14 protein-coding genes are annotated in these 13,596 nt (G+C 68.7%); 3 read left to right on the top strand and 11 right to left on the bottom strand.

Annotated features, from left to right (window positions below; genetic code table 11):
- Positions 1 to 6: 6 nt before the first annotated feature.
- From AB0H54_RS30160 to AB0H54_RS30115, 10 genes are all read right to left on the bottom strand, one after another.
- The gene (locus tag AB0H54_RS30160) at positions 7 to 1,191 is read right to left on the bottom strand and encodes an MCE family protein (protein ID WP_357349959.1); all 1,185 of its coding nucleotides are present in this window, start codon (positions 1,189 to 1,191) and stop codon (positions 7 to 9) included.
- Positions 1,188 to 2,306 (bottom strand): MCE family protein, encoded by a 1,119-nt coding sequence (locus AB0H54_RS30155; protein ID WP_357349957.1) that lies wholly within the window; start codon positions 2,304 to 2,306, stop codon positions 1,188 to 1,190. Before AB0H54_RS30155 ends, AB0H54_RS30160 begins: the two co-directional genes overlap by 4 nt.
- Complete coding sequence (locus tag AB0H54_RS30150; protein ID WP_357349955.1) at positions 2,303 to 3,403, bottom strand: MCE family protein; 1,101 nt, start codon at positions 3,401 to 3,403, stop codon at positions 2,303 to 2,305. Before AB0H54_RS30150 ends, AB0H54_RS30155 begins: the two co-directional genes overlap by 4 nt.
- Positions 3,403 to 4,416, bottom strand: coding sequence for an MCE family protein (locus tag AB0H54_RS30145; protein WP_357349953.1), 1,014 nt, complete (start codon positions 4,414 to 4,416; stop codon positions 3,403 to 3,405). Before AB0H54_RS30145 ends, AB0H54_RS30150 begins: the two co-directional genes overlap by 1 nt.
- Positions 4,413 to 5,435 (bottom strand): MlaD family protein, encoded by a 1,023-nt coding sequence (locus AB0H54_RS30140; protein WP_357349952.1) that lies wholly within the window; start codon positions 5,433 to 5,435, stop codon positions 4,413 to 4,415. The genes AB0H54_RS30145 and AB0H54_RS30140 overlap by 4 nt, the downstream gene beginning before the upstream one ends.
- Positions 5,432 to 6,856: an MCE family protein gene (locus AB0H54_RS30135; protein WP_357349950.1), complete on the bottom strand. Its 1,425-nt coding sequence runs from the start codon at positions 6,854 to 6,856 to the stop codon at positions 5,432 to 5,434. Before AB0H54_RS30135 ends, AB0H54_RS30140 begins: the two co-directional genes overlap by 4 nt.
- 9 nt (positions 6,857 to 6,865) lie before the next feature.
- Positions 6,866 to 7,729, bottom strand: coding sequence for an ABC transporter permease (locus AB0H54_RS30130; RefSeq protein WP_355283853.1), 864 nt, complete (start codon positions 7,727 to 7,729; stop codon positions 6,866 to 6,868).
- Position 7,730: 1 nt separating this feature from the next.
- A complete protein-coding gene (locus tag AB0H54_RS30125) occupies positions 7,731 to 8,540 on the bottom strand; it encodes an ABC transporter permease (RefSeq protein WP_357350045.1) in 810 nt (269 codons plus the stop codon).
- A gap of 104 nt (positions 8,541 to 8,644) precedes the next feature.
- Entirely contained in the window at positions 8,645 to 8,830 is a 186-nt protein-coding gene (locus AB0H54_RS30120; RefSeq protein WP_357349947.1) for a hypothetical protein, read from the bottom strand.
- Entirely contained in the window at positions 8,830 to 9,054 is a 225-nt protein-coding gene (locus tag AB0H54_RS30115) for a hypothetical protein (protein WP_357349945.1), read from the bottom strand. The genes AB0H54_RS30120 and AB0H54_RS30115 overlap by 1 nt, the downstream gene beginning before the upstream one ends.
- Before the next feature lie 472 nt (positions 9,055 to 9,526).
- On the opposite strand from AB0H54_RS30115, the gene AB0H54_RS30110 reads away from it, so the two are divergent.
- Both AB0H54_RS30110 and AB0H54_RS30105 read left to right on the top strand, forming a co-directional pair.
- Complete coding sequence (locus AB0H54_RS30110; protein WP_357349943.1) at positions 9,527 to 10,693, top strand: thiolase family protein; 1,167 nt, start codon at positions 9,527 to 9,529, stop codon at positions 10,691 to 10,693.
- A 92-nt stretch (positions 10,694 to 10,785) separates the two neighbouring features.
- Entirely contained in the window at positions 10,786 to 11,700 is a 915-nt protein-coding gene (locus AB0H54_RS30105) for an oxygenase MpaB family protein (RefSeq protein ID WP_355283954.1), read from the top strand.
- A gap of 48 nt (positions 11,701 to 11,748) precedes the next feature.
- On the opposite strand, the gene AB0H54_RS30100 is transcribed toward AB0H54_RS30105, so the two are convergent.
- A complete protein-coding gene (locus AB0H54_RS30100; protein WP_357349941.1) occupies positions 11,749 to 12,486 on the bottom strand; it encodes an oxygenase MpaB family protein in 738 nt (245 codons plus the stop codon).
- 179 nt (positions 12,487 to 12,665) lie between these two features.
- Here AB0H54_RS30100 and AB0H54_RS30095 point away from each other — a divergent pair, with 179 nt between their 5' ends.
- On the top strand, positions 12,666 to 13,526 hold the full coding sequence (locus tag AB0H54_RS30095; RefSeq protein WP_357349939.1) for an oxygenase MpaB family protein: 861 nt from the start codon (positions 12,666 to 12,668) through the stop codon (positions 13,524 to 13,526).
- The last annotated feature ends 70 nt before the right edge of the window (positions 13,527 to 13,596 follow it).

Raw genomic sequence — 13,596 nt, 5'->3', positions numbered from 1 at the left:
GACTCCTTATCGAGGTGCCGGGACCGCGGGCTGGGACAACTCGTTGCCGGTGGCGCCGGGCGGGGGACCGGAGCCGTTGTCGGGACCGGCGGGCCGCGGGGCATTGGCCGAGCCGCGGATCTGCAGCGCCGGATTGTTGGTCACGCAGTAGTTGTAGAGGCGCACCCTGGTGTCGGTGGTCGGCGTGGTGGCCACCACGGGCACGGTGTCGTAGTCGCAGGTCGGGCGCGGCCAGGGATCGACCATCGTGAAATACATGCCGTCGTGGGCGGGGACACCGACCGCCTCGGCGAAGCGGCTCAGCGACGGGAAGAGCGCTTCGATGGCGGGCTGGCGCAGTTTGGCCGCCCGGGTGATGGCGACCAGGTTCGTCACCAGATCGGTCATCGGGTTCTGCGTGCGGGAGACGAACCCGCCGAGGGTGGCGAGCTGTCCCGGACCCTGTTCGAGCAGATGCCGCAGTTCCGCGTCGGCGGCGGTGAACTGGCGGAACAGCGCGCTGCCCGCGGTGGTCAGCGTGCCGAGATCCGGCTGCGCGTGCGAGGTCGTCGCCGCGATCACCTCGAGATTGCGGATGAGCTGTTCGGTCTGCGGGAGCAGATCGGTGAGGCCCGCCATGGCGCGGCTGAGCCCGGAGATCATGTTGCGCAACCCGTCCGGGCCGCCGGCCAGCGCCTTGTCGAGTTCGTCGACGATGACATTGAGTCGTTCGGGATTCATCCCGCCGACCAGCCCGCTCAGATTGCCCAGCACCGACTGCATCTGGACCGGGACCGCGGTGTCGGCCCGGCGCACGACCGCGCCGTCGGCCAGGAACGGCCCGGACTCACCGGCGGGACGGAAGTCCAGATACTGCTCACCGGCGGCGGACAACCGGGCGACGGCCACGGTGCCGCCCACCGGAATCCGGGTGTTCCCGTCGATCTCGGCGACCGCGGCGATGCCGTCGCCGGCGACACGCACATCACCGACCCGGCCGACGCGCACGCCGCGGAAGGTCACGTCGCTGCCCGTCGTGAGACCGCCCGACGTCGCCAGTTCCACGGTGACGTCGTACTGGCTGCGGGTCGGGTCGAACCGCAGGACCGCGCCGCCCAGATAGAGGCTGCCCAGGACCAGCACCACGACCAGTCCGACATTGGCGACCGCGACACGATGGCGGACCAGCCACTGCCACAGGGGTGGATTCATCGGGGTCCCTCCTGCTGCGGCTGCGGCGCCTGCGGGGTACTGGTGACGCGGCCGATCACCTTGGCGATGACCTCCGCGAGGCTGCCGAGGAACGCGGGCACGTCCCCGGCCTCGGGCCAGCGGCTGCCGGTGGGATCGGTGAGCGCGCCGACGTCGAGATAGGACAGAGTGGCCGCCACGGCCAGGTTCGGGCCGCGCAGGCTGTCGACCAGCGACGGGTACAGCGCGTGGAAGCCGTCGAGAGTGCCGGTGAGGTCGTCGCCCATCTGGGAGAAGCCGTTCATGAGGTTCTGGATGCTCTGGAACAGGCTGACGAACTGCGGCCCGTTGGTCGCGCTGAAGTCGCCGAGCGCGTCCATGGTGACCGCGACCCGGTTGATCAGGTCGACGATGGCCTGATTGTTCTCCGCGAACAGGCCGATCAGCTGCGGGAAACTGTCCGCCGCGGCCCCGAGTTCGGTTTTGCGCCTGGCCAATTCGCCGGTCAGCACCGACAGCCCGCCGAGCGTGGCGTCGAGATCGCCGGTCCGCTGGTTGAGCGCGGAGATGACCGAGGTCATCTCCCCGACCAGGTGCCGCAGCTGGGGCGCCTTGCCCGCGAAGATCGAGTCGAGCTCGGCGGTGACCCGCGCGGCCTGATTGAGCCCACCGCCGTTGAGCAGCATCGAGATCGAGATCATCAACTGCTCCACCGAGGCCGCCGACGCGGTGTGCTCGGCGCCGATGGTCGCGCCCGCGACCAGGGGCGGCCCGGCCGTCTCGGCGCTGGGCAGTGTCATGGCGACGAAGATGTCGCCCAGCGGCGTCGCCTGGCGCAGCTCCGCGGTGGTGCCCTGCGGCAACTGGATGTCGGCGCGGATCTGCATTTCCACATCGGCCAGGAACGAGGTCGTCGAAATGCCGGTGACGACACCGATATCGGTGCCGCCGATCTTGACGTGGGCCCGATCGGGCAGGTTCAGCGCGTCGCGGAAGGTGGCGTGCAGGGTGTAGCCGGGCCCGCCGATGCCGGGTTCCGGCATGGGCAGGTCGGCCACGGTCATCGAGCACGCGGTGCTCGTCGAGGCGACGGCGGCGGCGCACACGGTGGCCGCCAGGGCCGAGCGGAGATTCATTTCGTCAGTCCCAACAGCGCGGCGGTGAGCCCGAAATCCGGGCCCATATCGGCGATCTTTCCGGTGCGGCAGCCGTCGAGGCGCATCTGGACGCGCTCGCAGAACAGCGACAGCGCCTCGCTGTCGAGCACGATCTTGTCGAGCAGACCGTGCAGGCGCAGGGCCTGGCGCTCCCGGCTGACCGCGTTGTCGACGTTCTGGAACAGCAGCGGCGCCACGTCGACGACCTCGGTGAGATTGCGGGCATTGGCCCGCATCTGGGCCGCGATCGCCACGAACTTGGTGAGCGCGCCCGCGAGCTGGTCCTGGTTCTGGCCCAGCACCGAGGAGGTGTTGGTGATGAAGTCGTCGAGCTGGGTGAGCACCGCCTGCAGGCCGGGGGACTGCTGGCCGAACAGGGCGATCAGTTCGGTGATCCGGCCGCTGAAATCCCGGACGGTCTGGTCGTTCTCGGCGATGATCTGGGTGATCTCGCTCAGCTTCACGATCGTGTTGGCGATCTGGTCCTTGTTGGCGAAGGTCACCTCGAACGCGGCCGAGAGCTCGTCGAGGGTCTCGCGCAGGCGGTCACCGTTGCCGTCGAGGAGCGGGAACAGGACCCGGCTCGCCATCGGCCCGGTCTCGCTGCCACCTTTGAGCGCCTCGCCGAGCTGATCGAAGTTGGCCAGGATGCGGTCGAGTTCGACCGGTGTCCTGGTGCGCGCCAGCGGCAGATGCGCACCGTCGGCGAGTTCGGGACCCGACCCGGTGTAGGCGGGCGCGAGTTCGACGTGCCGGTTGGTGATCAGCTGCGGCGACACCAGCGCCGCCATCGCCTCGGCCGGGATCCGGACGTCCCGGTCGACCGACATGACCACCTCCACGTAGCTGCCGCGCGGGGTCACCGAATCGACGACGCCGACCGGAACGCCGAGCACCGAGACCTCGTTGCCCGGGTACAGCCCGGCGACGTTCTCGAAGTCGGCGCTGATCCGCTTCTGCTGGCTCACCATCCGGTCACCCAGCCCGGTCACGCTCTCGGGCAGCAGCGCGCAGCCCGAGGCGAGCAGCGCGGTCAGGCACACCGCCGCCACCTTGCTCGTGTGTCGTGTGTTCATCAGTTGCACCCCTGTACGGCTTGCGCGAAGCACAGCCAGTTGTCCGGGAAGATCCACGGCGCCCAGATCTCGCCGTAGGGCCCGTTGCCGACCACGTTGTTGAACTGGCGCAACGCGACCGGGGAGATCTCGTAGAGCCGGTCCAGGTTCTCCTTGTTCTTGGTCAACCCGTCGGCCATGGTGTTGAGGTTCTGGATCAGCGGACCCAGCTCGCCGTTGTTCTCGATGCCCATGTCCTGCAGCAGCTTCGACATGGCGGCGACATTGTCGAGCAGCTGGGTGAGCAGGGTCTGGCGCTGCTGGACGGCGGCGCCGATGGCCTCGCCCCTGGTCAGCAGCAGGAGCACACTGTTGCGGTTGTCCGAGACCAGCTGGGAGACCTGGTCCATGCTCTTCAACAGCGTGTCGACCTCGTCGCGCCTGCTGTTGATCACCTGGGCCAGCGCGCCGATGCTGTCGAGGGCCTGCACCGCCAGCGCGGGCGAGTCGCCGAGCTGGGTGTTGAGCACATCGAGCGCGTCGCGCAGCTTGGCCGCGTCGATGCGTTCGATGCGCTCGAACGAGGAGGTGTACTTCGGGTCCTGCACGACCTTGCTCAGGTTGTACGGCACCGAGGTGCGGTCGAGCACGATCCGGTTGCCGGGCAAGCCCTTTCCGTTGCCCGGCGTCAGCTCGATGTGCAGACGGCCGAGGATCGTCGACATCTTGATCGCGGCCCGCGCGTCGGGACCGAGCCGGATGTCGCCGCGGATCCGCAGCGCCACCTCCACCCGGTCGTTCACCAGCCGCACCGACTGGACGGCGCCGACCTCGATGCCGGCGATGTCGACCGTCGCGCCCGGCCGCAGACCCGCCGCCTGGGCGAACTCCGCGTCGATCGTCTTGTCGCCCAGGCGGACCTGGGCCAGCAGGCTGGACCCACCGAGCAGCACGACCACCGCGAGCGCCGCGGACAGGCCCAGACGCAGGTACCTGTTGCGTCGCCAGAACTCCGGAACCCGTACCCGCATCATCGGCACACTCCCGACTGCGAGTTGCCGCCGACCTGGGAGAACAGGCCTTCGGGGAGCACCACGCCCCACAGCGAGACATCGAGCCGGCAGATGTAGGCGTTGCCGTAGGTGCCGTAGCTGGTGAAGCGGGCGACGCCGTTGAGGAAGTCGGGCAGCTCGACCGCGCCGCGGTCCAGGGCCGCGCCGTTGTAGAGCAGCATCATCACGCCGGTGGTGGCGTCGCGCTGGGCGGCGCCGAGGCCCGGCTTGACCTGGCCGATCAGCGAGACCAGCGAGTCCGTCGCGCCCGCGACACGTTCCACGGAGCTCTTCAACGACTCCCCTTCGGCATACAACCCGTCCATCAGGGCGCGGGTCTGGGTGATCAGGGTTTCCAGCTCGCCGCTGCGATTGGCCAGGCCGGCGAGGACCGAGCTCAGATTGCTGAGCACGTCGCCGAGGATCTGGTCGCGCTCCCCGAAGGTGCTCGCCAGCTCGGCGGCCTGGGTGATCAACGCCGCCAGCGACACCTCGTTGCCCTGCAACGCCTGGATCAGCGTTTCCGACAGCGAGTTGATCTGATCGGGTTGCAGGACACTGAACAGCGGCTCGAAGCCGGACAGCAGCGTCGAGACGTCGAACGAGGGCTCGGTGCGGTGCAGCGGAATCTGCGCGCCGACCGGGACGACCGCGCCCGCGCCGTCGCCCGGGGCCAGCGCGAGGTAGCGCTGGCCGATCAGGTTCTGGTATCGGACCAGGGCTTTCGTCGTCTCGGTCAGGTGCTGTCTCGCCTCGATCCGGAAGTCCACCCTGGCGGTGTACTCGGGGGTGAAGTCGATCTTGTCGACCCGGCCGACCCGGACCCCGGCCATGCGGACGTCGTCACCCACCCGCAGCCCGAGGACATCGGTGAACACCGCGGAATACGAACTCGTCTCGCCCGCGACGCTGCGTTGCAGCGTGGACCAGATGGTGTAGGTGAGCACGGTCGTCAGCACCACGAAGAAGCTGAAGCCGACCAGTGGTTTGGTGTATTTCACTGGCGCAGGCCACCTTCGGTATCGGGAACGAGGGGGACGGTGCCGATGATCGACCCGAGCAGCAGCAGCTGGGTGAAGTTCGGCCGCCCGCCGACCAGCGCCGACACCGCGGAGACGCCGGTCAGCCTGCGCGGCGGTGTCGCCTGCGGCTGATCGGTCGCCGCGGCGGGCGCGGTGATGCCCGGGATGGCGGGCAGGCCGGGGATCGTCGGCAGCCCGGGCAGCGTGGGCACCGAGATGCTCGGCAGTGCGGGCAGTCCCGGGATCGGCACCGACGGCACCACCGGCGCCGGACCCGCTGCCTCCAGGCGCTGTGGCAGGAGCTGCGCCGGGTATTCCTGCGGCGGTGCGACCGTGGGCACGGTCGGTCCGCCGCAGCGCGGCCCGGTCATCTCGCCGTAGCGCGGGCAGTCCTCGGCGGTGTACTGCTGGAACGGGGTGAACGACACGTCCATCCGCCACGCCATCTGCTTGCGCGGGCCGAAGGTGAAGGTCTGCTGCAGTTTGGCCAGCGAGACATTGAGATTGGCCGCCGCGGACTGCAGCGCCCCCGGGTCCTTGGCGATGCCGCCGAGCAGTCCGTCCAGGCCCGACACCAGCTCCTTGCCGGAATCGGGATTGGCGGCGAAGAGACTGTTGACGGCCTCGACCGCGGAATTGCCCTGGGTGAGCAGCTCGACCAGCTGGGTGCGGTGCTCGTTGAGGGTGCGCGCCGAGGTCACCGAGTCGGCCAGCACGCCGACCAGCTCGGGCGCCGACTGGCTCAGCGCGGTGGCCGCCTGCCCGAAATCACCGAGCAGGTTGCCGATCTCGGGAATCTGGTGGATCGAGGTGAGCCAGGTGTCGAGCCGCTCGATGGTGGAGCCCGGGACCCGGGAACCCGGGTCGAGCGCCGCGGACAGTGTCGCCAGCACCCGGCCGAGCTTCTCGGGCTGGATGGTGGCCAGGACGTCGCGCAGCGTGTTGAGGGTGGACTGCAGCTGGATCGTCTCCGCGCTGGTGTCCTCGTGGATGGTGTGACCGCTGCGCAGCGTGCCGGTGGCGGCGCCGTTGTCGACCAGCTGGATCGAGGAGACGCCGAAGATGTTGTCGGGGACCACCCGGGCGGTCACCGTATCCGGGATCGTCTCGGCGATACCGGGTTTCAGTTCGAAGGTGGCGTGCTGACGTTCGCCCTTGGCGACCATCGCCACGTCGCCGACCACGCCGACGACCATGCCGCGATACTTCACGTCGGCGCGCTGCGGCAACCCGTCACCGGTGCTGGTCAGCTCGGCGCCGACCACCACCGTGCTTTCGAACTCGCCGTTGTAGCGCAGTCCGAGCAGATACAGCGCGGCCGCGACCGCGGACACCATGGCCAGGCCCGCGACGGTCAACTGACGACCGGTCGGCCCGCGTCCACTGGGATCGAGAATCATCCGATCGACCTATCCCGAGATCCGGAATCCGGGGTCGATGCCCCAGATAGCAAGGGTGAGAAACAGATTGGTGAAGACCATCACGACGATGACCATCTTGATCGCCCGTCCCGCCGCGACCCCGACACCTTCGGGGCCACCGGCGGCGACGAAGCCGTAGTAGCACTGGATGAAGGCGGCGATCAGGACGAACACCACCACCTTGAACAGCGAGAAGAACACGTCGCCGCCGATCAGGAACTGGAAGAAGTAGTGGTCGTAGGTGCCTGCGGTGGTGCCGCCGAGGAACAGCACCGACAGCTTGGTCGCCAGGTAGGCCACCGCCAGGCCGAGGGTGTAGAGCGGGACGATGGTGACCGTGGCCGCGATCATCCGGGTGGTGACCAGGTAGGGCAGCGGCCGGATCGCGATCGATTCCAGCGCGTCGATCTCCTCGGAGATCCGCATCGAGCCGAGCTGGGCGGTGAACCGGCAGCCGGACTGGATGGCGAAGGCGAGGGTGGCCAGAATCGGCGCGATCTCGCGGGTGGTGGCGAAACCGGAGATGGCCCCGGTCAGCGGGCCCATGGTCAGCAGGTTCAGCGCGGAGTAGGACTCCATGCCGACGGTGATGCCGCCGAACGCGCACAGCACGATGACGACACCGACGGTGCCACCGCCCACGATCAGCGAACCGTTGCCCCAGCCGACATCGGCGACCAGGCGCGCGACCTCCTTGCGGTAGTGCCGCAGCGTGAACGGAATCGCGATCAGGGCCTGGAAGAAGACGATGGCCTGGTGCCCGAGCCGCTGATTGGCCTGGACGGGGATCTTGGCGGCCGCGCCGACGGCGCGGACCGGGCGCAGCGCGGGCGGGATGTACTCGGCGGCCATCTCACACCACCTTCGCGGGGAACAGCGTGTTGTACAGCTGGGTGACGATGATGTTGGTGGCGAACAGCATCAGCGCCGAGGAGACCACCGCCGAGTTGACCGAGTTGGCCACCCCGCCGGGCCCGCCCTTGGTGTGCAGACCGATATCGCAGGCGATGATCGAGGTGAGCGCTCCGAAGATCGCCGCCTTCACCAGCGCCACGAGCAGGTCGTTGGCGACCGCGAAGGACGCGAAGGAGCTGATGAACGACCCCGGGGTGCCGTGCTGGGCGTAGACGTTGAACAGGTAGGCGGTGGCGAAGCCGACGAACACGATGAATCCGCACAGCAGCATGCTGACCAGTACCGCGGCCGCCAGTCGCGGCGCGACCAGCCGGCGCACCGGATCGACACCCATCACCTTCATGGCGTCGATCTCCTCGCGGATGGTGCGCGAGCCCAGGTCGGCGCAGATGGCCGAACCGACCGCGCCCGCGATCATCAGCGAGGTGACCAGCGGCGCCCCCTGCCGGATGATGCCGAGCCCGGCCACCGCGCCGATGAAGGTGGTCGCGCCGACCTGGTTGACCAGCGCGCCGACCTGGATGGAGACGACGACCGCGACCGGGATCGCGACGAACACCGTCGGCACGGCGGAGACATTGGCCATGAAGGCGCACTGCCGGATGAACTCCTGGAACGGGAATCGCCGCTGCACCAGGGACAGGAACAGCTGGGCGATCGCGGCCCGGCCGAGCAGCACCTGCCTGCCCAGGGTCTCGACCGACTGCTGGGGGTGGCGTTGCCACAGACCGGTGACGCTGTCGGCGATCCGGCCGACCTCGGAGGGTTGCGGCGGCGCGGTGCCCGCCGGGGAATGCTCGGTGGAGGTCACGCCGCACCGAATCCTTTCTTGTCGCGCCGGAGCGCGGCGGTTCAGAGCGTGCTCAGCCAGCGTTCGAGTAAGACGAGGAAGCCGGCGCCCGCGGCGAGACCGGCCGCGACGACGCACAGCAGCGAGATCCACATGCCCACGCGGAGAACGGGATTGACCTGCGTTCGGCCACCCAGGATCTTGACGACGGTCACCACGATGTCGATGACCCAGACCAGCGCCATCATCAGGTCATCGTCACATTCGCGAAGGTGAGCACCGGCCAGCAGACGATCGATCCGAGGAACGAGATGACCAGGTCGACGCCGTAGAGGTTGCGCAGATGCGCGGTGTGGGTGAGCGTCCAGACGACGCCGACGATGCCGTACGGGATGCCGATGATGATCAGGGTGCCGAGGAACTCGGAGACCTTCATCTCGTAGCTCAAGAGTCTGTCGAGCCGTCGCAACATGGTGTACCGGTGTTCCTTTCCGCGGGACCGGTGGCATCGACGGCTGGTGGCCGACGTCGCTGACGGTCCGATGATGTTGCCGAGCATTCTGTCGTCGGCGGGTACTTCTTCGGCTGATCTCCCAGTGAATACACAGCAGATCCGCAGAGTTGGCGGCGATTCGCGTTGATCGCCTGAGCTAAGTTACTACGGATTCTGGGAAATGTGAGCAAAATCGCCGGTAACGTTTCCGGGGTTCGGCGGCTGCTCGTCCGGTGGCCACATCGGCGTCGCGGCGGCGTCGCCCGTCGCCGATGTGGCCCCCGCATCGCGCCCCCGACCCCAACCGCACGATGCGGAATTGACGGTAACATGGTCCACTGATTGCCGTCTACGGTGCATGAAGCAGTGGAAATATCGATGAAATCTGCCGGAATCGTGATTAACTTATGGCGTTGAGGCCGCCGACGGTCGGCGGTTGCGCAGGAGGATCATGATGTCCGCGGTCATCGTCGATGTTGTCCGAACACCGTCCGGGCGGGGAAAACCCGGTGGTGGCCTGTCGTCGGTCCACCCGGCGACCCTGCTAGCCGGGGTGCTGGCCGAACTGGTCGACCGGACCGGGATCGATCCGGCCCTGGTCGACGATGTGATCGGCGGATGCGTCACCCAGAGCGGTGAACAGTCGAGCAACATCACCCGCACGGCCGTGCTGGCGGCGGACTTCCCGGAGTCCGTGCCCGCCACCACGGTCGACCGGCAGTGCGGCTCGAGCCAGCAGGCGGTGCACTTCGCGGCCCAGGGCGTGCTCGCCGGCGCGTACGACGTGGCGATCGCCTGCGGCGTGGAGTCGATGAGCCGGGCGCCGATGTTCTCCAACGCGCAGGGTAAGGACGCGCTGCGCGGTCCGCTCGCGGTGCGCTACCCGGCCGGGCTGATCGGCCAGGGCATCGCCGCCGAAATCCTCGCCGCCCGATGGAAACTGGACCGCACCACGCTCGACGAGTTCGCGGCACGCTCACACCGGCTGGCGGCCGCTACCGCGGCCGCGGGCGGTTTCGACGCGGAGCTGATCTCCGCCGGTGTCCTCGACGCGGACGAGACGATCCGGCCTGGCACGACCGTCGAGGGTCTGGCGAACCTGCGTCCGGCGTTCACCGATGCCGCCGCGCTGGAACGGTTTCCGGAGATCTCCTGGTCGGTGACCCCGGGCAACTCCTCGCCGCTGACCGACGGCGCGTCGGCGGCGCTGATCATGAGTGAGCGGATGGCGGCGAAGCTGGGACTGACCCCGCGCGCGCGGTTCCATTCCTTCGCGGTGGCGGGCGACGACCCGACGCTCATGCTGACCGCGGTCGTCCCGGCGACCCGCAAGGCGCTCGAGCGCGTCTCGCTCACCGTCGACGACATCGATACCTTCGAGGTCAACGAGGCGTTCGCGCCGGTTCCGCTGGTGTGGCAGCACGAGCTCGGCGCCGATCCGGAGCGGGTGAACCCGCGCGGCGGCGCGATCGCGCTGGGTCACCCGCTCGGCGGATCGGGTACCCGGCTGCTCGCCACCATGGTCAACCATCTCGAGCAGACCGGCGGTCGCTACGGGTTGCAGACGATGTGCGAGGCCGGCGGCATGGCCAACGCGACGATCATCGAACGGGTGTGACGGCGATGACCACCGCGGCGAAGTCCGGCGAGCCCGACTACGACGACCCGACCAGCGCGATGTACGTGGCCGAGGGGCCGGGTCACGTCCCCATGCCGGGGACGAGCGCGGCACCCGCGCCGGACCCGGCCTCGCACGCGCCGTTGACGCTGGCGCAGGTGCGGATCCCGCTGCCCGACAGTCACCGTTCGCCGCGGAAGCGGCCCGCGCAACTGGCGGACGCGCTCGACTTCTGGGCGTTCGCGGGCGCGGCGGCGAATGTGGCGATGCAGTTCGCGCATCGCGGGGTCGCGGCGGGCGTGATGGAGAGCCCGGTCGAGTCGGGGGCGCTGATGGTGCACCCGTGGAAGCGGTTGCGGACCACCGCGGCCTATCTGGCGGTGGCGGTGCTCGGCTCCGACGAGGAGAAGCGGGCGATGCGCGAGGCGGTGAACGTCGCCCATCGGCAGGTGCGGTCGGGGCCGAACTCGAAGGTGAAGTACAACGCCTTCGACCGGAACCTGCAGCTGTACGTGGCGGCGGCGATCTACATCGGCTACGAGGACACCCATCAACTGCTGTGCGGCAAGATGACCGAGGCCGAGCTCGAGCAGTTCTACCAGGGCGCGGACACCTTCGGCACCACTCTGCAGGTGCACCCCGACATGTGGCCCAAGACCCACGCCGAGTTCGACGCGTACTGGGTGCAGGCGTGCCGGGACGTGGTGTGCGACGACGATTTCCGCGCCTACATCGACGACCTGCTGCACCTGCGGATGATCCACTGGTCGCTGCGCCTGCTGCTGGGCGGGCTGCTGCGGTTCCTGACGGCGGGCTTCCTGCCGCCGCACTTCCAGGAGCAGATGGGTGTCGAGTGGAGTGCGGCCGATCAGCGGCGATTCGAGAATCTGTTCCTCTTCGTCGGCTTCGTCAACCGGTTCATTCCGCGGTTCATCCGGTTCTCCGGCACCAACGCGATGATGGCGGACGTGCGGCGCCGGATCCGCAAGCACAAGGCGATCATCTGACCCGTCCAGGGGGAGGGGGCCGCCGGTTCGTCGAGCCGGCGGCCCCGGTCAGCGCGCGACCCGGGTCTGTGGCACGTAGCGAAGTCGCCGGGGCGCCATCGTGAATCCGGTGCGCGCGGTGAGCGCGACGGCGCGCAGTGCCGCGGTGTCGGCGGCGGTGGGGGCGACGTCGAACAGCGCGAGCGCCCGCGGATGCTGCATCGCCCTGGCGGCCCCGGCGGGCAGGTGGCGGACGATCCAGGCGTCGGGGCGCAGCACCTGATCGCGGAATTCGCGCGCGGCGGGACCGTCGCGCAGCTGGGTCGCGCAGGCGTCGGCGAAGTACTCGGTGAATTCCGGGCGGGTCCGGGGGAGCAGGCGATCGCTGACGCCGTAGGTCCGGTACCAGGCCAGGGTCTCCGGGTAGAGCTGGTCGCGGTCGTCCGGGGAGAGCGCCGGGCCGAACAGGTCGGCGGCGGTCAGCAGCGTCTCCACGTAGGTGGCGTGCTGGAAGAGGAAGACCTCGGGATGCAGCGCGTGGTAGCGGTGTCCCCGGTCGTCGACGCCCTTCACGCGCTCGTGGGCGAAGCGGATCACCGAATCCGCGGCCCGGCCCGTGTGCGCCAGATAGATCATCTGCGAAACGGTGCGTTTCTTGTGTTCCCACAGGCGATTCGGCGCGTGCTCGCACAGCGCGGTCGCGATGACGGGGTGCAGGACCTGCAACCCGACCGCGCGCGGCAACGTCAACAGGAATCGCCGGTCGCCGAGGTGACGCCGCAACAGCGGCCCGGCCTGCTCGGTCATGGATACCCCCTCCATCGTGATCCGAGCAGTAAGTTACTCTGCATTCTGTCTATAAGACAGTCATATGCCGCGTGAATCGCCTTTCATGTGAGGATGGATTCCCCGTTGCGGCCTTGCGTCGATGGGTGGGTGGATGAGAGTCTGATGGAGTAAATCTCTCACTCTCTTGGAGGTTGGTCGTGTCTCAGCCCCGCGCGGCAGCGCAGCCGCAGCATCCCGTCGACGACAACGCCGAGCGCAGGCATCGCTACCTCACCGGCGCCGGGGCGATCCTCGGTGGACCCGCCAATGTCGTGATGCAGCTGAGCCTGCTTCCGGTCGGGCGTGGCGTGGTGGAGAGCACGGTCGAATCCGGGAGCTACGCGCGGAATCCGGGCAAGCGCGCCAAGACGACCCTGACCTATCTCGCGGTGGCGATGCTCGGCACCGAGGAGGATCGGGCGGTGTTCCGGGAGGCGGTCGGTACCTCCCATCGGCAGGTGCGCAACCGGCCCGGCGGGCCGGTGAAGTACAACGCCTTCGACCCGCGGCTGCAGCTGTGGGTGGCCGCGTGCATCTACCGCGGGACCCGCGACAGTCTCGAGCTGCTGTTCGGCGCGCTGGACGAGACCTTCGCCGACGAGCTGTATCAGGACTCGGCGCGGTTCGGCACGACCCTGCAGATGCCCGCGGAGCTGTGGCCCGCCGACCGGGCGGCGTTCGACCGCTACTGGGACTCGATGCTCGACGAGCTCGCCCTCGATGCCGAGGTGCGCGGGTATCTGCTCGAGCACGTCGTCGACCTCGGTCCGCAGCCCTGGCCCATCCGGATCGCGGGCCGCCGGATCAATCGGTTCTTCGTCACGGGATATCTCCCGCAGCGGTTCCGCGACAGCCTGGGGCTGGCGTGGAGTCCCCGTCGGCAGCGCGCGTTCGAGCTGGTCATGCGTGGTTTCGGGCGTGTGCTCACGGTGCTGCCGCAGGGTGCGCGGCACCAGCCGTTCCCGCGCCTGCTCATCGATATGCGCAAGCGCGACGCGGCGGGGAAATCGCTCGTCTAGCGGGGTGGCAAGGTAGGTGTAACGCGAAGTAGCGCCAACCCTTGTATGGTACTGCCGGTACCACTAAACT

The organism is Nocardia sp. NPDC050718 (assembly GCF_040654235.1).
Taxonomy (GTDB): domain Bacteria; phylum Actinomycetota; class Actinomycetes; order Mycobacteriales; family Mycobacteriaceae; genus Nocardia.
This window is presented reverse-complemented; position numbering and strand designations above follow the sequence as displayed.

What these genes read in the sequence shown, in the direction of transcription:
- AB0H54_RS30145 (WP_357349953.1), bottom strand. Translation starts at nt 4,416, where the DNA reads ATGATGCGGGTACGGGTTCCGGAGTTCTGGCGACGCAACAGGTACCTG.
- AB0H54_RS30150 (WP_357349955.1), bottom strand. Translation starts at nt 3,403, where the DNA reads ATGAACACACGACACACGAGCAAGGTGGCGGCGGTGTGCCTGACCGCG.
- AB0H54_RS30130 (WP_355283853.1), bottom strand. Translation starts at nt 7,729, where the DNA reads ATGGCCGCCGAGTACATCCCGCCCGCGCTGCGCCCGGTCCGCGCCGTC.
- AB0H54_RS30120 (WP_357349947.1), bottom strand. Translation starts at nt 8,830, where the DNA reads ATGATGGCGCTGGTCTGGGTCATCGACATCGTGGTGACCGTCGTCAAG.
- AB0H54_RS30160 (WP_357349959.1), bottom strand. Translation starts at nt 1,191, where the DNA reads ATGAATCCACCCCTGTGGCAGTGGCTGGTCCGCCATCGTGTCGCGGTC.
- AB0H54_RS30100 (WP_357349941.1), bottom strand. Translation starts at nt 12,486, where the DNA reads ATGACCGAGCAGGCCGGGCCGCTGTTGCGGCGTCACCTCGGCGACCGG.
- AB0H54_RS30115 (WP_357349945.1), bottom strand. Translation starts at nt 9,054, where the DNA reads ATGTTGCGACGGCTCGACAGACTCTTGAGCTACGAGATGAAGGTCTCC.
- AB0H54_RS30105 (WP_355283954.1), top strand. Translation starts at nt 10,786, where the DNA reads ATGCCGGGGACGAGCGCGGCACCCGCGCCGGACCCGGCCTCGCACGCG.
- AB0H54_RS30110 (WP_357349943.1), top strand. Translation starts at nt 9,527, where the DNA reads ATGATGTCCGCGGTCATCGTCGATGTTGTCCGAACACCGTCCGGGCGG.
- AB0H54_RS30135 (WP_357349950.1), bottom strand. Translation starts at nt 6,856, where the DNA reads ATGATTCTCGATCCCAGTGGACGCGGGCCGACCGGTCGTCAGTTGACC.
- AB0H54_RS30155 (WP_357349957.1), bottom strand. Translation starts at nt 2,306, where the DNA reads ATGAATCTCCGCTCGGCCCTGGCGGCCACCGTGTGCGCCGCCGCCGTC.